General features: G+C 66.6%; 22 protein-coding genes. 9 read left to right on the top strand and 13 right to left on the bottom strand.

Translation table 11 applies throughout. The annotated features are described in order from the left end of the window. The first annotated feature begins 17 nt into the window (after positions 1-17). Positions 18-1337, top strand: coding sequence for an NAD(P)/FAD-dependent oxidoreductase (locus VE759_RS21195; protein WP_324936104.1), 1320 nt, complete (start codon positions 18-20; stop codon positions 1335-1337). Positions 1338-1342: 5 nt separating this feature from the next. On the opposite strand, the gene VE759_RS21190 is transcribed toward VE759_RS21195, so the two are convergent. From VE759_RS21190 to VE759_RS21180, 3 genes are all read right to left on the bottom strand, one after another. Continuing rightward, positions 1343-2137, bottom strand: a complete 795-nt coding sequence (locus VE759_RS21190) for a DUF427 domain-containing protein (protein WP_324936102.1) — start codon at positions 2135-2137, stop codon at positions 1343-1345. Positions 2138-2146: 9 nt separating this feature from the next. Next, positions 2147-3454: a cytochrome P450 gene (locus VE759_RS21185; RefSeq protein ID WP_324936109.1), complete on the bottom strand. Its 1308-nt coding sequence runs from the start codon at positions 3452-3454 to the stop codon at positions 2147-2149. Positions 3455-3521: 67 nt separating this feature from the next. Further along, on the bottom strand, positions 3522-4022 hold the full coding sequence (locus VE759_RS21180) for a MarR family transcriptional regulator (RefSeq protein ID WP_324936099.1): 501 nt from the start codon (positions 4020-4022) through the stop codon (positions 3522-3524). 105 nt (positions 4023-4127) lie between these two features. Between VE759_RS21180 and VE759_RS21175 the strand changes: the two genes are divergently transcribed. Further along, complete coding sequence (locus VE759_RS21175; protein WP_324936097.1) at positions 4128-4829, top strand: hypothetical protein; 702 nt, start codon at positions 4128-4130, stop codon at positions 4827-4829. A 30-nt stretch (positions 4830-4859) separates the two neighbouring features. Here VE759_RS21175 and VE759_RS21170 read toward each other — a convergent pair whose 3' ends face one another. Beyond that, positions 4860-5951 carry a S1C family serine protease gene (locus VE759_RS21170; protein WP_324936095.1) on the bottom strand — a complete coding sequence of 364 codons (1092 nt, stop codon included), beginning with the start codon at positions 5949-5951 and terminating at the stop codon, positions 4860-4862. Positions 5952-6079: 128 nt separating this feature from the next. Between VE759_RS21170 and VE759_RS21165 the strand changes: the two genes are divergently transcribed. Then, positions 6080-7015, top strand: coding sequence for a lysophospholipid acyltransferase family protein (locus tag VE759_RS21165; RefSeq protein WP_324936093.1), 936 nt, complete (start codon positions 6080-6082; stop codon positions 7013-7015). On the opposite strand, the gene VE759_RS21160 is transcribed toward VE759_RS21165, so the two are convergent. Then, positions 7012-7287 carry a DUF4235 domain-containing protein gene (locus tag VE759_RS21160; protein WP_324936091.1) on the bottom strand — a complete coding sequence of 92 codons (276 nt, stop codon included), beginning with the start codon at positions 7285-7287 and terminating at the stop codon, positions 7012-7014. The two genes, VE759_RS21165 and VE759_RS21160, sit on opposite strands and share 4 nt — an antisense overlap. A gap of 63 nt (positions 7288-7350) precedes the next feature. After that, positions 7351-7938 carry a CGNR zinc finger domain-containing protein gene (locus VE759_RS21155; RefSeq protein ID WP_324936089.1) on the bottom strand — a complete coding sequence of 196 codons (588 nt, stop codon included), beginning with the start codon at positions 7936-7938 and terminating at the stop codon, positions 7351-7353. Between the two features lie 60 nt (positions 7939-7998). On the opposite strand from VE759_RS21155, the gene VE759_RS21150 reads away from it, so the two are divergent. The 4 genes from VE759_RS21150 (at position 7999) to VE759_RS21135 (ending at position 13717) form a co-directional block, all read left to right on the top strand. Continuing rightward, entirely contained in the window at positions 7999-8946 is a 948-nt protein-coding gene (locus tag VE759_RS21150) for a DMT family transporter (protein WP_324936087.1), read from the top strand. Next, positions 8934-10112: a zinc-dependent alcohol dehydrogenase gene (locus VE759_RS21145; protein WP_324936085.1), complete on the top strand. Its 1179-nt coding sequence runs from the start codon at positions 8934-8936 to the stop codon at positions 10110-10112. Before VE759_RS21150 ends, VE759_RS21145 begins: the two co-directional genes overlap by 13 nt. Before the next feature lie 156 nt (positions 10113-10268). After that, complete coding sequence (locus VE759_RS21140) at positions 10269-11606, top strand: cytochrome P450 (RefSeq protein ID WP_324936083.1); 1338 nt, start codon at positions 10269-10271, stop codon at positions 11604-11606. 68 nt (positions 11607-11674) lie between these two features. Then, positions 11675-13717 (top strand): hypothetical protein, encoded by a 2043-nt coding sequence (locus VE759_RS21135; protein WP_324936081.1) that lies wholly within the window; start codon positions 11675-11677, stop codon positions 13715-13717. Here the strand turns inward: VE759_RS21135 and msrA are convergent. From msrA to VE759_RS21110, 5 genes are read right to left on the bottom strand one after another with little or no spacing between them, the layout of a single operon-like run. Beyond that, positions 13710-14219 (bottom strand): peptide-methionine (S)-S-oxide reductase MsrA, encoded by a 510-nt coding sequence (gene msrA / locus VE759_RS21130; protein WP_324936079.1) that lies wholly within the window; start codon positions 14217-14219, stop codon positions 13710-13712. The two genes, VE759_RS21135 and msrA, sit on opposite strands and share 8 nt — an antisense overlap. Beyond that, positions 14216-14713 (bottom strand): peptide-methionine (R)-S-oxide reductase MsrB, encoded by a 498-nt coding sequence (msrB, locus tag VE759_RS21125; RefSeq protein WP_324936077.1) that lies wholly within the window; start codon positions 14711-14713, stop codon positions 14216-14218. The genes msrA and msrB overlap by 4 nt, the downstream gene beginning before the upstream one ends. 51 nt (positions 14714-14764) lie before the next feature. Then, positions 14765-15538, bottom strand: coding sequence for an isocitrate lyase/phosphoenolpyruvate mutase family protein (locus VE759_RS21120; RefSeq protein ID WP_324936075.1), 774 nt, complete (start codon positions 15536-15538; stop codon positions 14765-14767). After that, positions 15535-16248: a 2OG-Fe(II) oxygenase gene (locus VE759_RS21115; protein ID WP_324936073.1), complete on the bottom strand. Its 714-nt coding sequence runs from the start codon at positions 16246-16248 to the stop codon at positions 15535-15537. Before VE759_RS21115 ends, VE759_RS21120 begins: the two co-directional genes overlap by 4 nt. Positions 16249-16302: 54 nt before the next feature. Beyond that, positions 16303-18132, bottom strand: a complete 1830-nt coding sequence (locus VE759_RS21110) for a long-chain fatty acid--CoA ligase (protein WP_324936071.1) — start codon at positions 18130-18132, stop codon at positions 16303-16305. 130 nt (positions 18133-18262) lie between these two features. Here VE759_RS21110 and VE759_RS21105 point away from each other — a divergent pair, with 130 nt between their 5' ends. Next, positions 18263-18793, top strand: a complete 531-nt coding sequence (locus tag VE759_RS21105) for a nuclear transport factor 2 family protein (RefSeq protein WP_324936069.1) — start codon at positions 18263-18265, stop codon at positions 18791-18793. A 1-nt stretch (position 18794) separates the two neighbouring features. Continuing rightward, entirely contained in the window at positions 18795-19817 is a 1023-nt protein-coding gene (locus VE759_RS21100; RefSeq protein WP_324936067.1) for an NAD-dependent epimerase/dehydratase family protein, read from the top strand. 98 nt (positions 19818-19915) lie between these two features. On the opposite strand, the gene VE759_RS21095 is transcribed toward VE759_RS21100, so the two are convergent. Together VE759_RS21095 and VE759_RS21090 are read right to left on the bottom strand one after the other, a co-directional pair. Beyond that, complete coding sequence (locus VE759_RS21095) at positions 19916-21280, bottom strand: FAD-binding oxidoreductase (protein ID WP_324936065.1); 1365 nt, start codon at positions 21278-21280, stop codon at positions 19916-19918. A gap of 115 nt (positions 21281-21395) precedes the next feature. Then, on the bottom strand, positions 21396-22715 hold the full coding sequence (locus VE759_RS21090) for a cytochrome P450 (protein WP_324936063.1): 1320 nt from the start codon (positions 22713-22715) through the stop codon (positions 21396-21398). Positions 22716-22765 lie beyond the last annotated feature (50 nt).

Raw genomic sequence — 22765 nt, 5'->3', positions numbered from 1 at the left:
ACCGATACTGTGTGGCGATGACATCGGTGGTGATTGTCGGCAGTGGTTTCACCGGATTCGAATGCGCTCGCCGTCTCGCCCGTCTGCTGCGCAAACACGATGCGTCCGACGTGCGGGTGACGATCGTCTCGCCGACCGACTACATGCTCTACACTCCGTTGCTGCCCGACGTGGCCGGCGGCGTCGTCGATGCCCGGTTCGTGTCGATACCGCTGGCCGGAACGCTCAGAGGCGTTCGCGCGATCCGGGCCCGGGTCGACGACGTCGATTTCGACCAGCGGGCGGTGACCTTCACCGACCCCGAGGGTCGGCCCAGAAGACTGGACTGGGACCGCCTGGTGCTGACCCCCGGATCGGTCACCCGGCTGTTCGATGTGCCCGGGTTGGCCCAGCACGCACGCGGTCTGAAATCGACCGCCGAGGCACTGTATCTGCGTGACCACGTGCTCGAACAGTTCGAGTTGGCCTGCATCGACGATGACGAGCAGCGGGCGCGGGCGCGGCGGACGGTCGTCGTCGTCGGCGCGTCGTACTCGGGCACCGAGCTCGTAGCGCAGCTTCGCGCGATGGCCGACTCGGCGGCAAAGCAGATGTCCTTCGACCCGGCACAGGTGAAGTTCGTGCTCCTCGACCTCGCCGAGCAGGTTATGCCCGAAGTCGGCAAGAAGCTTGGTGATGCCGCGATGCGGGTGCTGCGCGACCGTGGCATCGACATCCGGCTGGGCACCACGCTGTCCGAGGTGCATGACGATCACGTGGTGCTCAGCGACGGGTCGCGGGTGGGCACGCACACGGTGGCATGGGTGACCGGGGTGACCGCCGCTCCGCTGATCGAGAAGCTTGGGTTGGAGACCGAGAAGGGCAGGCTGAAGGTGCGCACCGACCTGCAGGTCCCCGGCCACCCGGACGTATTCGCCGCGGGCGACGCCGCCGCGGTGCCCGACGTGACCCAGCCGGGCAATATCACACCGCCGACCGCGCAGCACGCCACTCGCCAGGGCAAGCTGCTTGCCCACAACGTGGCCGCGAGTCTCGGCTACGGCACCCGCAAGGAGTACCGGCATCGCAACATGGGCCTAGTGGTCGACCTTGGCCCGCGCTACGCCGTCGCAAACCCGCTGAACGTGCAGCTTTCCGGGTTTCCCGCCAAGGTGGTGACCCGCGCCTACCATCTCTACGCGATACCGCGATTCGTCAACCGTTGGGCGGTGTCGCTGGCCTACCTCACCGACACGGTCTTTCCGCGATCGGTCGTCTCATTCGGGCTGCCCTCCGAAAGCGAGGCCGGGTTCTCGGCGGCCGAAGGCATTCCGCTGCCCAAGACCGACGGCGACTGAGCGGCTCAATCCGACCATTGCGTGACGGGCCGGTCTCGCAGCTCACCGTCCACAACAACGTCGAGCCGCTCGTCGAAGAAGCAGATCAGATCGCGCACCGGTTCGGCTTCGCGAAGCGGCTCGTGATACGTCCACGCGATGTCGTGCGGCCCACCGGGCAGCGAAAAGTACGACGCGCGACCCTTGTACGCGCAGAACGTCACGGTATCGCTCGGCTCGAGTTCGGCCACGACGTCTTCACGGGGCAGATAGAACCGCACCGGCAGCATCGTCTCGAACAGCAGCAACGGCCGCGACGATTCGGCCAGCCGCCGGCCGCCCAATTCCACCGTCACGCCGCGGCCACTGCGCAGGATGTCGATGCGGTGGAACGGGTCGTGCGGGTGGGCGACGATCGGCTCGTCTTCTTCCAGCCAGTCGAACGCGGCGAAATCCAGCAACGCGTAGTCGGTGAGGTCCGAGTCGTCGGGCCGGAATGCCGCCGCTCGGGCCCGACCGCCGTCCACGACGACGTCGAACACCGTGCCCGAGGACGTGTGCGCGGTGAACGGTGTCCTCGGGTCGAGAATCGGTGAGGTGGAACGGGTTTCGCCATCATCCGACGGTTCCAGCCGCGCCGCGAAGTCGTGCACCGGCACCGCGTACGTCGGCACCACGCGCCGCGGCTCCCACACCAGCCGTGCGTTGCGCGTGTCGGCCACCGGCAGCCCGTCGAGCGACACCCGAATTCGCTTGGGCGTGGGCTCATATCGCAGCGACTCCAGCGTGCCGGCGAGCAGATCGAGCACTCGGATGCTCATGTCAGCAACTTAAGCGTGGCCCGCCAGCGTCCGGACGGGTCCCAGGTTCACCGGCAGCGTCGACCAGCCACGCAGCACGCGGGTGTCGCGCATGCTGCCGTCGCCGGCCAGGCGGACGTCGGGGAACTTGTCGAAGAAGCTGCGCAGCCCGACCTCGCCTTCGGCGCGTGCGAGCGCGGCGCCCAGGCAGAAGTGCCGACCGCTCGAGAACGACAGGTGCTTACCGGCGTTGGGCCGTTCGACATCCATGCGGTGCGGATCGTCGAATACCTTGGGGTCGCGGTTCGCCGCGGCCAGATAGATCACGACGATCTTTCCGCGCTGCAACGTTGTCCCGGCCACCTCGACGTCTCGCCGGGCTATCCGCGCGTCCAACTGGACCGGCGACTCCAGACGCAGGATCTCTTCGATGGCGTTCGGCCACAGGTCGGGATTCTCCCGAAGCCTGGCCAACTGATCCGGCGTATCGAGCAGTAGCCGGATGCCGTTGCCCAACAGGTTCACCGTGGTTTCGAAACCCGCGGCAAGGACCAGGCCCGCGGTGGCCCGTAGCTCTTCGTCGTTGAGCCGGCCGTCCTCGTCGGAGACCTGGATCAACTGGCTCATCAGGTCATCGCCCGGCGAGCGCCGCAATTTCTGCAGATGGTCGGTCAGCCAGGCGTTGAAGCCCGCGAGGCCCCGCTGCACCCGCACGAACTGCGGCCACGTCAAGCCGAAGTCAAGGCTCGGTGCGGCCAGCTCACCGAACTCGAGAACTTTCGGGCGATCGGAGTCGGGCACGCCGAGAATGTCGCCGATCACCGCGACCGGTAGCTGCGAACAATAGTGCTCGACGATGTCGACGTCACCGCGACCGGCAAGGTCGTCGAGCAGTTCCGCGGCCCGCTCCTCGACCCGTTCGCGCAGCGCCGCAACGGCTCTCGTGGTGAACACCGATGACACCGTCTTGCGGTAGCGGGTGTGGTCCGGCGGTTCGACAGCCAGCAGCGACGGTCGCAGCAGCGGGTGCAGCAGCCCGCCGCGGGTGTGGCGCTCGACCCAGCGCAGCGGCGCGGGCAGCGTCGAGCCGAGCGCGGTCACCCGGAAGTCCTCGGAGCGCAGCAGCTCGTGCGCCACCTGATGATCCACGGTGATGTGCACGAAGCGGCACCGCACCAGTGGACCGCTCGGCCGCAATTGCTCGTAGAACGCGACGGGATTCTGGCGCACCGCGGGGTCGATGATCAGCCGTCCCTGCGGATCACCGCGACGCGCACCGTACTTCGCGGTCGCGCGGACCATGCCGTCGACCGCCAGCCAACGAATTCTCTGCCTCAGCACGCTGTTCACGCTACGAGCGCGCGCAACTGCTCGCCACCCCCGGCTGCTCGCCCGAATACACTCGCTACCCCCGAACACGTTCGCGCGGCGCGCGGCCGAGTGTCCGATAGCCGGGGTGCACGCCCGGCGTCAGCCCTTGTTGCCGGGCGAGCGTGCCAAGCAGGTCGTTGAGCGTCCTGCGCTGCGCGGCGGACAGGCCGGCGGTGAGGCCACGCTCGTGTTGGCGCACCAGCTCGGACAGCTGCTTCATCAGCTGCTCGCCGGACGGGGTCAGATGCAGGGCGTGCAGCCGCCGGTCGTCGGGGTTCCGCCGGCGCTCGACGTAGCCCCGGTCCTCGAGCTCGTCGACGTATGCCACCACCCTGCTGGGTAGCAGCCCAAGCCGACCGCTGAGCGCTTGTTGGCTTGCGCCCGGATGGCGGGCGATGGCGCGGAGTATGCCGGCATGCGGGGGAGTCAGGCCGAGGGCGGAAATCCGTTCGGCGAACTGCTGCGCGGCGTGCTGGCCGAGCTGAGCGAGTAGGAATGCGACGCCGTCTGTGCGGTTCTCGGAAGCTGATGGCACATTTAAACAATACCGCTCGTGAACGATTTCATCCTTGAATCAGCTTGCCGGCCGGACAACGCCAGGCGTATCGTTCACACTATGAATGATTCAGATAGTGATCGAATGGATGCACGGCGGCCGCAGCAGGGCGGCCCACCGCTGGTGCTGCTGGCCGGGATATCGCTCGGGTTGCTCGTCGTCGGCCTCGCGATCGGCGCCGCGATCGGTGGCATACCGCCGTTGCCGTACCGGTCGGCCGCGGCGGTGACCGATTACTTTCGCGCACAGTCTGCGGCCGCGCAGACGGCCGCGGTGTTCGTGTTCGGGTCGTCTGTGCCGTTGGTCATCTATGCGGCAACGGCGAGCGCGAGGCTGCGCCAGCTCGGTGTCACCGCGCCGGGCGCCACCATCGCATTCGCCGGGGGCGTGCTGGCCGCCGGTGCGCTCGGCCTGTCAAGCCTGCTGCTGTGGACGCTGTCGCGGCCCGATGTCGGCGCCACCGCCGACGTGGTGCGGGCGCTGTATTACCTGGTCTATCTCACCGGCGGTGTCGGCCACGTGGTGATGCTGGGTCTGCTGGTGGCGGGCATGGCGGTGCCGAGCCTGATCCTCGGGCTGCTGCCGAAGCCACTGGCCCAGGCCGGTCTTGTGATCGCCGCTGTGTCGGAGTTGACCACGATCGTGCTGATCTGGCCGGAGACGTCTCCGCTGCTGCCGATCGCCCGATTCGCCGCGCTGCTGTGGCTGGTGGTCGCCGGTGCGCTGCTGCCGCATCGCCGGCTCAACCGCCACGCCCGCGACCAGGCGAGCGTCGCGGGCACATGAAACTCGTAGTCGGCTAATCCATCGGCGGGCTCAGCCGGCCGGACCCTTGCCCAGCGGAATGGGCGCGCTGTGCGGGGCCCCGCTGCCGTCGGTCCACGTCACCGTCACGGTGTCACCCGGGTGATGCTGGTCGAGGATGGCGGTCAGGGTGTTGGCCGAATCCAGGGCGGTGCCGTCGACGGCGGTGAGAACGTCGCCGGGCCGGACTCCGGCCGCCTCGGCCGGCCCTCCGCGCATCACGCCCTGGACCGCAACGCCGGAACCCGACGGCCGCCGATTGCTGCGGATGGCGACACCCAGCAGCGCGCTGTCGCCGATGTGCACGCTGCTCGACGCCGCGCCCGCTCGGATCTGTGCCGCGATGCCGAGCGCCTCGTTGATCGGGATCGCATAACCGTGGCCGGCCGGCGTGCCGAGCTCATAGTTCAGGGCGGCCGCGGTGTTCAGCCCGACGACCTGGCCCGCGCTGTTGACCAACGGACCGCCCGAGTCTCCGGGCCGCATGTCGAGGGCGGCCTCGATGAGGCCGGTCAGTCTTTCCTGGTTGCCGGTCAAGTCATCGCTGGCGACGACCGTCTGGTTGAGAGCCGTGACCTTGCCCGACTCGTGGCTGAGCGGGCTGCCGGTGCCGCCGGCATTGCCGATTGCGACCACTGGCTGACCGACGGCCAGCTGGTTCGAGTCGCCGATCGCCGCGGTGGGCAGCCCGTTCGCGCCGACCAACTGCACCAACGCGACGTCGTGCTTGCGGTCATAGCCGAGCACATCCACCGGAAACGCCCGGCCGGTTCCGACATTGGTGGCGTTGATGCTGTTCGCTCCGGAGACGACGTGGTTGTTGGTCAGCACCTCCCCGCCCGGGCTCAGCACGATGCCGGTGCCGGTGCCGGTTGCGTTCTGGTAGTCGATCGTGGTGTTGATCTGCACCACCCCGGCCTGGGTTTGGGTGCCGAGCGGATCAGCCGGATCGCCCGGCGCCTGCTTGACCAGATCCAGCTGGTGGCCGGCCAGGCCGATATGCGGCGCCCGGACCGGCTCGTACAACGGTGCCGCGGCGACAAGCGCGATTGCGGCCAGCACGGCGAGCCAAATGGAACTTCGGCGCGGGTTCAATCCACCCATCGCGGCCTCCTGGCGATTTTGCGTCTTTGTCGCCCCTGTGGCGATTTTCTTTAATAGTGGCCCGGCGACGCGTTGATGTCATGAAAGTCGATGAAATACGGCGGGTCTCGGTGGGTACCCGGCTAGGCATGAATGAAACCGACAGCAGACCGCAGCCCCTCAAACAGCAAGCTCGTGACCACGCCGCCGATGCGCGTTCGCAGATGAGTCGCCGCCGCTCAGAGCAGGACGGCGGAGTAAGCGGGTGGGTGACCAAGCGTGCCGGCCAATGGGACCTGAGTGGCACCGACGAACCGGTCATGCAGCGACAGAAGTTTTTCTGGAACGTGCTAATGGATTATTGGTTCCGCATGGAGATGGACGGGTGGGAAAACCTGCCCGCACCACCGGTGCTCCTCATCGGAATTCACTCCGGCGCCCCATTCGTCTGGGATGCGTGGACGGTGGGAGCGCAATGGTGGCGACAGTTCGGGGTCGACCGCCCGTTGCACGGCACGGCACACGACGTGTTGATGGCGATCCCGTTCCTCGGTCGGTACTTCCGCGCGATGGGCGTGCTGCCGGCCGCGCCGGATGCCATCGCGACAGCGCTGGCGGAGGGGCGCGACGTCGCACTGTGGCCCGGTGGTGAAGTGGATTCCCTGCGACCGTGGAGTGAGCGCGACCGCGCCAATCTCGCCGGCCGCAAGGGCTTTGTGAAGATGGCGATCCGTGCCGGGGTGCCGATCGTGCCGATAGCCACCGTTGGTGGTGCCGATGCGATGCCCGTGCTGATCCGCGGAGACCAGCTTTCGCGGACGTTGAAGCTCGACAAACTGCTGCGGCTCAAGGTATTCCCGCTCGCGGTGTCGCTGCCATGGGGGATCGCACCCGCGGCACTGCCCCAGTTCCCGCTGCCGGCGAAGATCCGCACCCGGCTGATGCCGCCGGTCGAACTCGACCACGACCCGAAACGAGCCGAGGACGACGCCTACGTCGACCGCAAGTACCGCGAGGTCGAACAGAGCATCCAGGCGGGCATGGACGCGTTGGCGCGCAAGCGAGCGCTGCCGCTGTTCGGTTAGCTCGGCGGGTTTTCGTGCATCACCGCCCGGTAGCCGCGGGCACCGGCGCGGTCGACCGCGGCCTTGACCAGACCGAAGACCAGGCCCTGCAGCGCGGCGGCCGTCAACGTCTGCGTCGTCGAGCGTTCCAGGTCCTTCGGGTCGGGCGGTTCCTCTTCGCTGGCGCCGACCCGCTTCCAGACTTGGGTGAATACCGCGCCGGCCAGCAGGCCGCCGGCGACACTCGTCGCAATTTGCAGAGGCAGGTAAATTGCCTTCGACACCGCGCTCACCTGAGTTCCACCTCCCGTAGGTTTGCCCGCTGGCTACCCATGCGCGCGGGCGCGAAACGCCCGCTAGCTCGCCGTCCGGATGCGCCGATAGTGTCGTCGGGCGCGCAACCGGTTTCCGCACTCGGCCGAACTGCACCAGCGACGGTTCTGCCGCCGACTGTGGTCGACGAATAGCCAGCCACAATCCGGGTCTCCGCACTGCTTGATGCTGGTCAGCGACACGCTCGTGAGCAGTCCCACCGCCTCGATCGTGATCCGATCGATCGGCGTCCGCAGCGTGACGGCCGGTTCGGACCAGTAAATCTCGTTGTCCGCCAACGACAATCGCCTCACCCGCATCGCCGACCGGTATTCGCGCTCGACCTCGCCGAGCCCGGCCGCCGGTTCTGCTGTCCAGATCGCGTGCAGCGCCTCGCGGAGTCGGCGGGCGCCGGCAAGCATGCGTGCCGCTTCCCCGAGATCCGACGCCATCAGCGATCTCAGCCGCCGCTCCTCGGTGCCCGACAACAATCCGGCGGCGCGACACCACGCCAGCAGATCGGTGAAGTCGGTGAGGTACTCGTGGCGCCGGCGGGCGTCGCCACGCCATCCGACGGTGTTCACGAAGTCCACCGCGGGGTGACCGCCGCGCATATCCAGGGCACCGACCATGACTCATCATAACGCTTAAAAGCATGTTTACCCATTACATCGTGGAGGTATCCGGAACCGGTGACGACGACACCGCAATGGGTGGCTCGGGCCGGATTGGGTGCCGGAGCGCTGTGTGTATCGGCCTCGGCGGTGCTACTCGGCTTGGCCGCGACAACACCCGCGACCGCCTCGGTCATGCGCTGCCTGTTCGCCGCCCCTGTGGTGGCCGTGCTCGCCCGCCGTGAGCGGCGGCGGGCGCCATTGACTCGGCGCGCAGCGGTGGCCGCCGTCGCCTGCGGTGCGTTGTTCGCGGGCGACACCTTGCTGTGGACGCAGGCGATTCCGGAGGTCGGAGCGGGCCTCTCGACGGTTCTGGTGAACGCGCAGATCGCGCTCGTGCCGTTGCTTGCGTGGCTGATCGACCGGGAGCGGGTGCGACTCCGGTTCGTGTTGGCGTTGCCGGCGGTCGCGGCCGGCGTGGTGTTGGCCGGTGGGGTTTTCGAACGCGGGCTGACCGGAACCGATCCGGTGATCGGCACGGTGCACGCGGTGGGTGCGGCGCTGTGCTACTCGGGATTTCTGTTTCTGTTGCGCCGCGGCGGGCTCGGCGGCCAGCCGCTGCAGACCTATGCCGTCGTGCTCGCCACGTCGGCGGCGGTGTCGGCGGCCGTCGGTCCGTGGTGGCACGGCCTCGACCTGGCACCCGGATGGCCGGCCGTCGGCTGGTTGCTACTCGTCACGCTCACCGGACAGTTGCTCGGCTGGTTGCTGGTGGCCTGCCTGTCCCCGCGACTGCCGACCGACGTCGGCTCCGCGCTGCTGCTGTTGACCCCGGTCGGCGCGGTCGCGCTGGGGGCCGTGGTGCTGTCGGAGCGGCCCAGCGTGCTGCAGCTCGCAGGGTGCGGCCTGATCCTGGCAGCCGGCTACCTCGGCACGGCCGACTTCGGCGCGCCGCGCAGGTTTGGCCCATCCGCCAGCGGGCATGCAGACCTAAAGGTGAGAGGAGTTGTGCGATGCGCGCAGTGACTTGGCAAGGGCGGCGCAAGGTGTCGGTCGACACCGTGGCGGACCCGGCGATCAAGGAACCGACCGACGCGATTATCCGCGTCTCGAGCACCAACATCTGTGGGTCCGATCTGCACCTGTACGAAGTGCTCGGGGCGTTCATGACGCCGGGTGACATCCTTGGCCACGAAGCGATGGGAGTCGTCGAAGAAGTCGGCGGCCAAACCGGCGACCTGAAGGTCGGCGACCGGGTCGTGATCCCGTTCAACATCTGCTGCGGGCACTGCTTCATGTGCGAGCGCGGTCTGCAGTCGCAGTGCGAGACCACACAGAATCGCGAGCAGGGCACCGGAGCGGCGCTGTTCGGCTATTCGAAGCTGTACGGCGAGGTCGCGGGCGGGCAGGCCGAATACCTTCGCGTGCCGCAGGCGCAATACACGCACATCAAGGTGCCGATCGATGGAGCCGATGAGCGCTACGTCTACCTTTCCGACGTGTTGCCGACGGCGTGGCAGGCGGTCGAATATGCCGAGATTCCCGACGGCGGCACACTCGTCGTGCTCGGGCTCGGGCCGATCGGCGACATGGCGTGCCGGATCGCGATGCATCAGGGCAACTGCCGCGTCATCGGTGTCGACTTGGTGCCCGAGCGGCTGGCCCGGGCCCGCGCGTACGGAGTCGAGGTCATCGACCGCAACCAGGGCGACGCCGAGCCCGTCGTGATGGATGCGACGAAGGGCCGCGGCGCGGATTCGGTGATCGACGCGGTCGGCATGGAAGCGCACGGATCACCGATCGCCGAGGCCGCTCAGACCGCCGCCGGCTTTCTGCCGTCGCCGGTGGGCCGCGCGGTGATGCGCAACGCCGGCGTCGACCGGCTGGCCGCATTCAACTCGGCGATCACACTGGTGCGCCGTGGCGGCACGATCTCAGTGGCCGGTGTGTACGGCGGCGCTACCGACCCGGTCAACATGATGGCGTTGTTCGACAAGCAGATTCAGCTGCGGATGGGGCAGGCCAATGTGAAGCGGTGGGTGCCAGACATCATGCCGCTGCTCAGCGACGGGGACCCGCTCGGCGTCGAGAACTTCGCCACCCATCGGCTGCCACTGGACGATGCCCCGGTCGCCTACGAGACGTTCCAGAAAAAGCAGGACGGCATGGTCAAGGTCGTGCTCAAGCCCTAACAAGCCAGCCTTAACCAGCCAGCCTTAGCGAAACGTGCGTGGCTGCCGCACGGCGGTATCTTTCAGATGCGCCCTTGCCAGGCACGGTACCGCAGAGTACCGTCCCAATCACTACGGTACGCGAATGTACCGAAATACGGTGGGGAGTGATCAACAGTGACTGACACCACGATTGCCGACGCGCAATCTCCCACGACGGCCGCTCCGGCGAAACTGCCGCCGGTGGTGCCCGTCCCGATGCCCGTGCAGGGCGTCGGTTTCGCCATCTCCCGCCGCTGGACGATGCGCCAGGCGGCGCGCCGCTACGGCCGGGTGTTCACCATGAACGTCCCGGTTTTTGGCCGCTTGGTGGTCGTCGCCGACCCGCAATTGGTCCGGAATGTGTTCACCGCGAGCACCGACGACCTGATTAACATCCAGCCCAACCTCAGCCGGGTGCTCGGGCGCGGCTCGGTGTTCGCGCTCGATCGCGCCGAGCATCGCAACCGGCGCAAGCTGCTGGCGCCGCCGTTCCACGGCCAGAGCATCAAGAACTACGAAAAGGTCATCGAGGAGGAGACCCTGCGCGAGAGCGCCGGCTGGCCCCTGGGCACCGAGTTCCGTTCCCTGGAACCGATGAACAGGATCACGCTGAACGTGATCCTGCGAACGGTGTTCGGAGCCGACGGTGTCGAACTCGACTACTTGCGGCAAATGATTCCGCCGTGGGTGAAGGTGGGCTCGCGGGTGGCCACCCTGCCGAAGCCGCCGTGGACATTCGGCCGCCACAGCCCGTGGGGCCGGTTAGCCGAGGCGCACCGCAGGTTCGACGACACCGTCTGCACCCTGATCGACAAAGCCGAAGCCGACCCGCATTTCGACGACCGCACCGACATCCTGGCGCTGCTGCTGCGCAGCACCTACGAGGACGGCACGTCGATGTCACGCCAGGACATCTCCGACGAGTTGCTGACCCTCGTGGGTGCCGGGCACGAAACCACCGCGTCGAGCCTGGGTTGGGCGTTCGAGCGGCTGCGCCGCCATCCCGACATCGTCGCGAAGCTGGCCGCCGAAGCCGACACCGACGACAACGAGCTGCGCCAGGCCACGATTCTGGAAGTGCAGCGGGCCAGGACCGTCATCGACTTCGCCGGCCGCCATGTCGCTGCGCCGGTATTCGAGCTCGGCGAGTGGCGCATTCCGCAGCACTACTCGATCGTCGTGAGCATCTCGCAGCTGCACGACGATCCCGACGTGTTCCCCGACCCCGAACGCTTCGACCCGTATCGCTTCGTCGGCAACAGGCCACCGACGTTCGCGTGGGTGCCGTTCGGCGGTGGCACCCGCCGCTGCGTGGGCGCCGCGTTCGCGAACACCGAGATGGATGTGGTGCTGCGAACGGTCTTGCGGCACTTCAGGCTTGACACCGACGACGCCCCGGACGAGAAGGTGCATTCGCGCGGTGTCGCCTACACCCCGAAGGCCGGCGGCCGCATCGTCGTGCACCGCCGCTGATCGATCTCGACAGCGTGTCGTTTGCCGGTCGAAGTTTGGCCGCCGACGTTCCTGGCTAACTTGCAGCCATGGATCATCCGGACACCATCGTCGAGGTCCATCGCGAGCACGTTCAGGACCAGACGCTGCAGATGTTCAGCCGGGAGCAGCAATCGCAGTCCGTCAGCGGACCCGGCTACGCGGCCACCGCCACCCTCGACCTGACGCTCGACCGGGTCTGGTTCGTATCGGACTCGCATGCGCGCGCCTGGCAAGAGCAGACCGGCGGCGACCCGCACGACCCCCTGCGGCACTTCGCGATCGATCTTGTTCTTTTCGACTCGAAGATCCACATCGACTCAATCACCTGCATACCGCTGGTGCCGTTGCCGCCGAGGACCGTGACGATCCCGGACGGGCCGCGCGCCGGGGAGGCGCGGCGGATCCCGTACAACGAGATCCCGCTGCTCGGCCGCGTCACGATTCACGACCAGCTGGAACGCCGGCAGATCGAGCCGGGCAAGGCGACCATCTGCCTGAATTTCGCTCCGCAGGACGCCCCGGTGCTGGTGGCCGCCCCGCCGCCGGACCGGTACGGGGCGCGGCTGTTCGGGCCGGGTAGCGAGCCGCGCTCCAGCGGCGACATCGCATTCACCGGGCAGGATCCCCGGATCACTTGGGACCTGGATTACGCCGAGGCCTACTGGATCACCCACTGCATCGCCGGCGAGCTGCTGGTGAACCTGGAGAAGGTACGCCATCTGGGCATCTCCGACGACGGCGCCAGGACCGCGGTGCTGGATTTCGTCGCCGCGCAGATCGCCGAAGCCGTCCGTCGGCAGTTGGCCGAAATGGGCGACGACGGTGTCGTCAACGTGCTACCGATGACGCTCGAGATCGATCCCGACGCCCGCGACGACAGCACGGTCAAGGCGCTCGATGCCGTCGTGCAACGCTACGACGTTGGCGGCGAAACGCACGAATCGATGGTCGTGCAGTTACAGACGCTGCGCGAATTGCCTGCCGGCGAGCAGGTGCCGGCCTCGGTGCTCGCCGACCGCCCGCACGAGAGGATCGCGGTTGCGGTCACCGGGTGGAGCATTCTGCGTCAGGTCCGCGGCACCGTGATGAACAGCTTCGGCCTCGCGGAAGGCGACTTCGACGCCGAGGAGCCGTGCCTGCTGAACGGGCCGAAAACGATCACCATCGGCGGCGCCGAACGGTGCCTCGACTCGTTGACCGCCGACATCATCCCGCGCACCGGCGACGGGCGGCTGATGGTGGACGGAAAGGTCAGCGCCCACACCGCGCTGTATGACTTCGACGCGACCTTCACCGTGACGCTGGAGATGGTGCTCGACGAGATTCCCCAGGGCGCAGATGAATTGGAGGATGCGCTGCGCGCGGCTTCGGAACGCAAGCGGCGCGGCGAGGACGGCGACGAGGACAGCGACGACAGCGACGAAAGCTATGAAGCGGAGGTCAAGCGCGTCAAGGACGCGATGGACGAACTGCCGCGGACCATAGGTGTGCGGCCGCGGCTCAACCCGCCGGAACCCGTCGTGAACCCCGACTTCAGCCTGACCGCGGCGGGCCACGCGGCCGCTGCGGTGGGCGTCACGGCGATCGTCGGCATGCTCGCGTTCCCGGTCACCTGGGTCGCGGGCGCGGCGGGCGTCACCGCGGCGAGTGCCGGCGGCCTGCTGACCCTGGCGATCGCTCAATACATCGCGACGGTGATCACGATCGACTGGTTCGGCACCGGGATCGGCTTCCGGCAGGTCAGGAAGTCCTTGGCGGACCGTCCGGGAGGAACGCTGCTGCCGAGCGTCGGCATACCGATCGACGTGAACCTCGACCGTAAGCGGCTGGCCGTCTACTTCCGCCCGCTGCTTCCGCACCTGGTCGTCGATTGCGTCAGGACCGATGACGACGGCGCCGTCCGACTCATCGGTGGCAAGTGGCCGACCGACGGCAAGCCGTGGAAGATGACCACCGACGACGCCGCACTTTACGTCGACTCGGGCGAACTCGAGCTCTTCGTCGGCGATCACGCGATACAGGTGTCGCCACAATCCGCCAAATTACGCGGACTTCCGCACTGCGACGAGGCCGCCAAACAGCCTAAATAGGCGCGCGTCTCGGCAGTTTCCAGCCGGGCCGGATGTAGTGGCACGTGTACCCGTCGGGGTAGCGCTCCAGGTAATCCTGGTGCTCGGGCTCGGCCTCCCAGAAATCGCTGGCGGGGCTGACCTCGGTCACCACCTTGCCGGGCCACAGCCCCGACGCCTCGACGTCGGCGATGGTGTCCAGCGCGATGCGCTTCTGTTCGTCGTCGAGGTAGAAGATCGCCGACCGGTAACTCGTCCCGACGTCGTTGCCCTGGCGATTTTTCGTCGTCGGATCGTGGATCTGGAAGAAGAATTCCAGCAGCGTCCGGTAATCGGTGCGGTCCGGGTCGTAGACGATCTCGACGGCCTCGGCATGGCCGGGGTGATTGCGGTATGTCGCGTTGGCGTTCTCCCCGCCGGTGTAGCCGACCCGCGTCGACACCACGCCGGGCTGTTTGCGAATGAGGTCCTGCACGCCCCAAAAGCAGCCGCCCGCCAGGATCGCCTTCTTGTGATTGGTCATGATGAATGCCGCTCCTCTTCGATTTCCGGCTCGCCTCGCTTGCGCCCGTCGTCCTCAAACAGACTCAGGTACTCCCCGTAGCCTTCCTCCTCCAGCTTGTCGCGGTGGATGAACCGCAACGACGCCGAGTTGATGCAGTACCTCAGGCCCCCGGCCTCGCGCGGGCCGTCGGGGAAGACGTGTCCGAGGTGGCTGTCGCCGTGCGACGAGCGCACCTCGGTGCGGATCATGAAATGGCTCAGGTCGCGCTTCTCGACGACGTTGTCGGCATCGATCGGCTTGGTGAAGCTCGGCCATCCGCTGCCGCTTTCGAACTTGTCGACCGACGCGAACAGCGGCTCGCCCGACACCACGTCGACGTAGATGCCGGGTTCGTGGTTGTCCCAGTACTCGCCGGTGAACGGGCGTTCGGTCCCGTTCTCCTGGGTGACCCGGTACTGCTCTGGGCTCAGCGCGCCGACGGCAGCGGGGTTCTTGTTGTACTCACGCGCCATGACTGGCCTCCTTGGTTTTCGCATTGGATGCAACCACCGGATACCCCTGGTTCATCCTCGGCGACTGCCCGCGTAGTGGACAAGCCGGGTCTGCAATTCACCGTACGGGCTCGACGCCGGGACCGGCCGTCCGGCGCGCACCGCCAGCGCCGTCTCGGTGGCCGCGTGGATCGCCGCGCGGTACGGCAGCGAACCCGTCGACACCCGACGCACACCGAGGGCCGCCAGCTGCTCCAACGAAACCTCTGGGATGGCCAACACATTCAGCGGACGGGGGATGCTGGCGCTCAACTCCCGAATCACCTGGGCATCGATCACCCCCGGCACGAAGATGCCGTCGGCGCCCGCGTCGACGTAGCGTTGCGCGCGTTCCAGCGTCGCTTCGACGGTCGCATCCTGGTCCAGCCAATAGGTGTCCACGCGCGCGTTGACGAATACGTCGGGTCGGCGCTGTTTGATCGCGCCGACCTTGGCGGCGTGGCGTTCCGGGGCGATCAGCGTCTCGGCGGTGCTGTCTTCGATGTTGATCCCGGCGGCGGGCAGGTGTGCGACGTAGTCGGCGACCGCATGCGGTTCGTCGGCGTAGCCGTCTTCGATGTCGATGCTGAGGTAGCAATCGATTCGCGCCAGCTCCCAGGCCAGCCGCACGTTGGCCTCCTTGGTCGACCGGTCGCCGTCCGGCCGGCCCAAGCCGGAGGCCACCCCGAAGCTGGTCGTGCCGACCGCGCGGAAGCCGGCCGCGACGAAGGCCAGCGCCGACGGCACGTCCCACGCATTGGGCAGCACCAACGGTGTATCACAGTGGTGCAGTTCGCGAAAGTTCATGCGGCGTCGTGAAAAATCAAGGCGAGAGTGTAGCGCTCACCGGACCGCAGCAGCGACACGCCGTGCCGGACCGGCGCGGCCGACCAGCCGCGTGCCGAGCGAACCGGCCGTTCGCTCGTGGTGAAGACGTAACCGTGCCCGTGCGGCACCAACGTTGCGGTGCCGCGCGACTGAGCCCGCGGCCGCTGCTCAACGAGCAAGAATTCGCCGCCGGTGTGGTCGACTCCCGGCTCGTTCAGGTTGATCACCACCTGTAGCGGAAAGACAAGGTCACCGTACAGGTCTCGGTGCAGTGCGTTCCAATCTCCTTGCCCGTAGCGGAACAAGATGGCCGTCGGTCGCGACTGGCCCGCGGCGTGGCACTGCGCGAGCCATTCGTCGAGAGTGTCCGGCCACGGCGCGGCACGGCCCAGCTTCGTCCACCAGTCCCGGGCGATCGGCACCAGATGGGGATACAGCGCCTGCTTGAGCGCCTCGATCGGCTCGGGATACGGTGCGTCGAAGTAACGGTACTGCCCCGCACCGAACCGGTAGCGCCCCATGTCGATCGTCGTGCGGAACATGTCGTCGTCGTCGTACAGCGCTCGGATCTTGGCGGACTCCCGCGGCGTCACCAGCCGCGGCAGTAACGCCCCACCCGTCTCGTCGAGGTCACTGGCGATCCGATGCCAGTCGGCACGCACGACACGCTTCTGCCAGATGTTGTTCATCACGCCCCCTGTATCAGGTAGACGTGCCGGCGGGCCGGAACGTGAGATGCCGTCTCAGGAGTAGAAGGAGTCCAGGACTTCCTTGTTCTTGTCCGCGACGACGGTGCGCTTGACCTTCAGCGACGGCGTCAGCTCACCTGTCTCCAGGGACAGGTCGTGGTCAAGAACGGCGAATTTCTTGATCGTTTCCCACCGGTTGAGTTGGGCGTTGAGCTTGTCGACGTGCTCGCCGATCATCTGTTTTACCCCAGGCGATTTCGCCAGTTCCGCGTAGGACGCGTCACCCATGCCGTGCTCCTTGGCCCACGTAGTGATCGAGTCCGGATCCAGCGTGATCAAGGCGACGACGAAATTGCGTCCCTCGCCGAAGACCAGGAACTGACTCGCGTAGGGGCACAACGCCATGAACTTTGCTTCGATCGCGGGCGGCGCGACGTACTTGCCTCCAGAGGTCTTGAACAGCTCCTTGATCCGGCCGGTGATCGTCAAGAACCCGTCCTCGTCCAAGCTGCCCTTGTCGCCGCTGCGCAGCCAGCCGTCGTCGGTGAACGTTTCGGCGGTCTTGTCGGGCAGGTGATGGTAGCCCTCCATCACGCACGGGCTTTGGATCTGGACTTCGCCGTCGTCGGCTATCCGCACCGACGTGCCCTCGAACGGAAGCCCGACGGTGCCGAGCTTGTAGTTGTCCGGCCGGTTGATGAAGCCGCCGCCCGCCGATTCGGTCAGCCCGTAGCCCTCGAGGATCAGCAGCCCCGCGGCGTGGAACCAGTGGGCGATCTCGCGGTTCAGCGGCGCCGAGCCGGAGACGAAGAACCTGATCCGGCCGCCGAAAGCCTGGCGGACCTTGCTGAACACCAAGCGGTCAAACAGGCTGTGCTGCAGACTCATCCACGGCGGCACACCTTCGCCGGCGAAGCGCCGCCGGTCCACCTCTACACCCAGCTTGAACGCGGCGTCGAACAGCTTGGCCTTCATGCCGCCCTCCGACTGCTGGGTGGTGACGATCCGTGCGTGCGCCTTTTCGAAGATCCGCGGGGCGGCGCCCATGAACGTCGGTTTGACGACCGCCATGTTGTCGACGATCTTGTCCACCCGGCCGTCCACCGCGGTCGCGAACCCGCACGCCAATTGGGCGGCGAGCAGCACCTTTCCGAACGAGTGCGCCAGCGGCAGCCACAGCAGCTGCAGGTCGTCCTCGCCCAGCAGATCCATCGCGGCGACCGCTGAGCCCTCGTAGACCCATGCCCGGTGGGGCAGCCGCACGCCCTTGGGTTTACCGGTGGTGCCGGAGGTGTAAATCAACGTTGCCAGCCGATCGGCGGATATCGTTTCGGCCAGTTCCCAAGCACATCCGGGATGGTCGAGCAGATATTTTGTTCCGAGATCGGCGAGATCGTCCAGCGTGATGACCCAATCGCCGTCGGATGCGCCGTCGAACACCACCACCTTCTGCACGTCCGGCAGGTCGCCGCGTTTGGCGCTGAGCTTCTCGAGTTGAGCGTCGTCCTCGGCGAACACGATGCGTGTTTCCGAGTCGGCAAGGATGTAGGCGGTGTCGTCGGCGTTGGTGCTGGGGTACACCGTGGTGGTGGCGGCGCCGGCGCACATGACGGCGAGGTCGGCCAGGATCCACTCGTAGCGGGTGCCCGACGCGATGCCGATCCGTTGCTCCTGCTGGATGCCCAGCGCCAGCAGGCCCGCGGTCAGCGCCTCGACGCTGCTGTGCATCTCTGCCCACGTCGCCGAGACCCATTCGCCTCCGCGCAGGAAGCGGAAGGCCTCTTTGTCGGGCGACGCCTTGACCCGGTCGAGGAACAACTCGGCCATGTTGGCGGCGTGCAGTTCCGGCGTGGAGGCAGGCGTGGAGGGATTGGTAAGGCTCATCGGGCAACTCCACTCTTGGGTGTGACGGCAATCTCTCTGATCGCAGTGTTCCAGATCATGCGTGCCCGCGCCCGAACCATTGAAACTTGCCCGAGGATTGGCCGTACCAGCACGTCGGGCCTCGACAACGATGGCTAGAACATGTTCTAGTCTTCCGGTGCCGTTTACCCGCGAGGAGCTGTCCGTCGCGTTCGACGTGTTCGAGCGGACGGTCGCCCGCGCGGCCGAAACCAGGGACTGGGACCCCTGGGTGCGGCAGTACACCCCGGATGTGGAGTACATCGAGCACGCGGTGGGCACGATGACGGGCCGCGAGGAAGTGCGGGCCTGGATCTGGAAGACGATGACGACCTTCCCCGGCCGGCTGATGACGTCGTTTCCGTCGCTGTGGTCGGTCATCGACGAACCGACCGGCCGGATCATCTGCGAGCTGGACAACCCGATGGCCGATCCCGGCGACGGCACGATCATCTCGGCGACGAACATCTCGATCCTCACCTATGCCGGCGACGGCCAGTGGCGTCGGCAGGAAGATATCTACAACCCGATGCGATTCGTTCATGCGGGACTCACCTGGTGCCGCAAGGCCCGCCGGCTGGGCACGCTGCCCGACGACGCGGCGGAGTGGATGCGGCGCTACGGCCGGACGCAGGAGCAGTGAAATGAAACCGAAACTGGTGATCGGCGCGAACGGCTTTCTGGGTTCGCACGTGACTCGGCAGTTGGTTGCGGGCGGCGCCGACGTCCGAGTGCTGGTGCGGCCCACGGCCAACACCCGCGGCATCGATGATCTGAGTGTCGAACGGTTCCACGGCGACTTGTTCGAAACCGAGACGCTGCGCCGGGCGATGGACGGCTGCGATGTCGTCTACCACTGCGCGGTAGACACCCGGGCGTGGTTGCGCGACCCGGCTCCGCTGTTTCGCGCCAACGTCGAGGGCCTGCGCAATGTGCTCGATGTGGCCAGGTCGCGGGATCTCTGCCGGTTCGTATTCACCAGCAGCTACGTCACCATCGGCCGCCGGCGTGGTCGCCGCGCCACCGAAGACGACAAGTACACGTGGCGGCGCTCCCATGGGCCGTACCCGCTGTCGCGGCTGCAGGCCGAGGAGCTGGTCCTGCGCTACGCCGCCGAATGCGGTCTGCCCGCCGTTGCGATGTGCGTCTCGACGACCTACGGCGCCGGCGACTGGGGCGGCACACCGCACGGCTCCTTCATTGCCGGCGCGGTCTTTGGAAAGCTGCCGTTCAACATGGCCGGCATCGAGCTTGAAGTGGTGGGCGTCGACGACGCCGCCCGCGCGCTCATCCTGGCCGCCGAGCGCGGCCGCACCGGCCAGCGGTACATCATCTCGGAAAAGATGATGCCGTTGACCGAGGTTGTCCGCATCGCCGCCGACGAGGCCGGCATGCCGCCGCCGCGGCGGTCCATCCCGCTGCCGCTGCTCTACGGGCTGGGTGCACTGGGCACCGTCAAGGCCCGGTTCAGCAGTTCGGGCGGCGAGCAGCTCAGCCTCAAGTCGGTGCGGATGATGCGGATGGAAAGTGAGGTCGACCACGGCAAGGCAATCCGCGAATTGGGCTGGCATCCCGAACCCGTCGAGGATTCGATTCGCGCGGCCGCCCGGTTCTGGTTGGAAATCGCCAAGGCTTCACGCAAAAGCAAAGCCGCACAGCCAGATTGATTCAGGTGGGATTAACGCGCTGGTGGTCCATTCGCTGCGGCTCGACGACAGCCGCCATCGAAGGAATGGCGCGCGTTCCCGCAAATTCATGGACGTCTCTAATTACCATTTCGCTGAGCCGGTTCAAGACGCCCCATCCAGCTGTGGAAGCGCCCGTCCGGGTCATACTTCGCGCGCACCCAGTCCAGGCGGGCCATATTTTCGTCGCTGGCGAACTTCGCCGGACGCCGACCGAGATTTTCGTCGGCCAAGCCGATTCCACTCGAGAGGTGCGCCATAGCCGCCATGTTGGACCGCGGCCAATCGCCGTACCTCTCGTCGTCGGCTGGGTCGTCCCACACGGCATACAGCGCCAGATTGATCTCATCCTCTAGGCCGTAGAACAACTCTTCCCGGGCCGAGGACGGGCTCCAATTGAACATGAGAAAGTGCGACGGGGGCGGTGGCATTGTGTCGATTATTCGGTGGATGCCTGGCAGCAGTTCCTCCGCGGACGCCGACGTCCACATGTTATCGGCGACGTAGCGGTGACCGGTCGGATAGTTGCTCATCACGGCCCCGTACCACCCGGCCAAGTCCGTCGTCGCGTACGGAACCTTGATCAGGGCCCGATCCACAACCGGGCAGGTGCCCAGGATCGCCAGGGCTTGTGCGGCGTCCGCTTCGGACTCCGCGAAGACAGGTGACGCGACGACGATGCTGGGTTGGTCTAACCCAAGCGCAGGAAGGTTCCGCGAGGTAATGGCCTGCAGTTCGACTCGATCGTCGATGTGTGGGCTGATTGTGCGTGCCCAGGTGAAAACCTCGTCCGCTACTTCAACGGGATAGATGTACAGGCAGCTGCCGCAGACGGCCGGCCGCGGGTGGAGCCGAAGGTGGAAGGATGTGACCACGGCGAAGAAACCTGGCCCTGAACCGCGGGCGGCCCAATACAAGTCGGTGTTGTTGTCGGCATCGCAATAGAGCTGCTCGCCGTCGGCGGTGACGACCTCGATCCCAACCACACTTTCACATGCCGGTCCGACCACTCGACTATGCCAGCCGTATCCACCTTGCAGGAGATACCCACCGAGACCGATGCCTTCGCAATGGCCGGTGGGGAAGAACAGCCCCTGCTTGTCGAGTTCAGCCGATAGGACGCTGCCAACCTTGCCCGGCCCGACAATTGCGACCCTGCGTTCCGTGTCAACTAGGCAGTGATCAAGGCGGCTGACGTCGAGGAGCAAACCTCCGTCGCGGAGGTGGCTGGCCGCCCAGCTGTGCCCACCCGACCGGACACCGACTCGATGGCGGTGAATTCCGGCGTACCGCATCGCGGTGACGACATCCCCGGTGTTCTCCGCTTGCACGATGACGTCGGGAAACCGATCCGGCAGTAGACCGTTCCATACGGTTTCGCGGCGGGCCGGTTCGTAGCCATCCGCGCCGCGGAAGAAATGCCGTCCAATCGGAAGTGACACCATATCTGATCCCCCTATTGTCTAGGTTGCTCCACTCTCCGCCATTCGGAGAACGCGAGCGTGAACTCTCGGACGATGTGTGCGGCGACTGCGGGCAGGCCGCCAAAACTGAACCCGCTCAACATGGATCGATCACTTCAAGCGTGATCTCACGCGCCGGCGCCACGGCGATGCCGCGCGCGACGCAACGTGGTGGGTGCCTGTCACGTTCCCGCGTGGGCATCCGAAGCTCGACGGACCCCATGATGGTTCCGATCGCAATGGCCAGCTCGGCCTCAGCGAACGCGGCTCCGATGCATCGACGGTGGCCGCCGCCGAACGGCGCATACTCGAATGGCGTGGGTTTGCGTGCCAGAAACCGTTCTGGCTCAAACCGGTCGGGCTCTGGCCAGATCGAGGGATTGAAATGCAGGGCATGCAAAGCGATACCCACGATCTGTCCTTCGGTGCAGGCGACACCGCCGACGGTCAACGGGCCGCCCAGTCGCCGCAACACGATCGGCACCGGCGGATGCATCCGTAGCGTCTCGTGGACGACTGCGTTGAGGTATGGCAACGTGGTCATCTCCAGCGGCGTTGGGCGCCGGGACAACTCAGCGGCCAAGCGCTCCCTTACCGAATCGTCCCGGTATATGTGGTAGAGCGACCACGTGAGCGATGTCGCGGTGGTCTCGTGACCCGCAGCGAGCAGTGTCCGTAGCTGGTCGTGCATGTCCTGCTCGCTGTGCCGCTGACCGTCTTCATCGGTCGCGGACAGGAGCAAGTCAAGCATGTCTTGAGCCTGCAGGCCCTTCCGCTGTCGGTTCTCCATATCTTCGGACAAGAGTTGGTCAAGCTGATCACGAAGCCGCAGTAGCCTGGCCCACGGTCCTCGGCCACCGATGTCCCGGCGCAGTGCAGGCATCAGCATGAGAGGGGCCGTGTTGGCCCGCATCAAGGCCTTGACTGCGTGGGTGTAGTCCCGGCGGCGGTTTGGATCGGCGACGCCGAAGACTACGCGGATCGCGACGTGGAGAGCGATGGCCACCGCAAGCTCCCGCACCGCTACAGTTTGCCCCGGTCGTCGCGACCCGATTTCCTCCGTGGTTGCTGAGGCGATGATGTCGGCGTAGCTCTTGATCCGCTCGCCGTGGAACGCCGGCGTTAACAGGCGACGTTCACGCCTGTGCTGCTCGCCGGAAAGCAAAATCAAAGATCCTTTGCCGACGATGGGTTCGATGGGGTTGGGGGTGGGTGCTTGGCATAGGGGTGCGGGCAGGGTTAGGACGTCGCGGGCGCCGTGTGCGGTGGCGAAGAAGATGACGTCGCCGAGGCCGGGGAACTTAAGCTGGAAGGGGTGGGGTTGGGTGGCGCGGCGGCGGAAGTAGCCCGCCGGGTCGATGGCTGCCGACGCCGCGCGCCAGAGCCCGAGCGTCGAGCTGGGTGCTGTCGGGGTCATTGTGGTTATTGTCGTCGACGTCGGTTGGCTTGGCGGCGACGTCATTTTCG

It is taken from the genome of Mycobacterium sp., assembly GCF_035640695.1.
In the GTDB taxonomy this organism is placed as follows: Bacteria; Actinomycetota; Actinomycetes; order Mycobacteriales; family Mycobacteriaceae; genus Mycobacterium.
This window is presented reverse-complemented; position numbering and strand designations above follow the sequence as displayed.

Bases quoted from the DNA above. Each gene is read 5' to 3' on its own strand.
- VE759_RS21195 (WP_324936104.1), top strand. From the start codon at position 18: ATGACATCGGTGGTGATTGTCGGCAGTGGTTTCACCGGATTCGAATGC.
- VE759_RS21190 (WP_324936102.1), bottom strand. From the start codon at position 2,137: ATGAGCATCCGAGTGCTCGATCTGCTCGCCGGCACGCTGGAGTCGCTG.
- VE759_RS21175 (WP_324936097.1), top strand. From the start codon at position 4,128: ATGGATGCACGGCGGCCGCAGCAGGGCGGCCCACCGCTGGTGCTGCTG.
- VE759_RS21170 (WP_324936095.1), bottom strand. From the start codon at position 5,951: ATGGGTGGATTGAACCCGCGCCGAAGTTCCATTTGGCTCGCCGTGCTG.
- VE759_RS21165 (WP_324936093.1), top strand. From the start codon at position 6,080: ATGAATGAAACCGACAGCAGACCGCAGCCCCTCAAACAGCAAGCTCGT.
- VE759_RS21155 (WP_324936089.1), bottom strand. From the start codon at position 7,938: ATGGTCGGTGCCCTGGATATGCGCGGCGGTCACCCCGCGGTGGACTTC.
- VE759_RS21145 (WP_324936085.1), top strand. From the start codon at position 8,934: ATGCGCGCAGTGACTTGGCAAGGGCGGCGCAAGGTGTCGGTCGACACC.
- VE759_RS21135 (WP_324936081.1), top strand. From the start codon at position 11,675: ATGGATCATCCGGACACCATCGTCGAGGTCCATCGCGAGCACGTTCAG.
- msrA (WP_324936079.1), bottom strand. From the start codon at position 14,219: ATGACCAATCACAAGAAGGCGATCCTGGCGGGCGGCTGCTTTTGGGGC.
- msrB (WP_324936077.1), bottom strand. From the start codon at position 14,713: ATGGCGCGTGAGTACAACAAGAACCCCGCTGCCGTCGGCGCGCTGAGC.
- VE759_RS21120 (WP_324936075.1), bottom strand. From the start codon at position 15,538: ATGAACTTTCGCGAACTGCACCACTGTGATACACCGTTGGTGCTGCCC.
- VE759_RS21115 (WP_324936073.1), bottom strand. From the start codon at position 16,248: ATGAACAACATCTGGCAGAAGCGTGTCGTGCGTGCCGACTGGCATCGG.
- VE759_RS21110 (WP_324936071.1), bottom strand. From the start codon at position 18,132: ATGAGCCTTACCAATCCCTCCACGCCTGCCTCCACGCCGGAACTGCAC.
- VE759_RS21105 (WP_324936069.1), top strand. From the start codon at position 18,263: ATGGCTAGAACATGTTCTAGTCTTCCGGTGCCGTTTACCCGCGAGGAG.
- VE759_RS21100 (WP_324936067.1), top strand. From the start codon at position 18,795: ATGAAACCGAAACTGGTGATCGGCGCGAACGGCTTTCTGGGTTCGCAC.
- VE759_RS21095 (WP_324936065.1), bottom strand. From the start codon at position 21,280: ATGGTGTCACTTCCGATTGGACGGCATTTCTTCCGCGGCGCGGATGGC.
- VE759_RS21090 (WP_324936063.1), bottom strand. From the start codon at position 22,715: ATGACCCCGACAGCACCCAGCTCGACGCTCGGGCTCTGGCGCGCGGCG.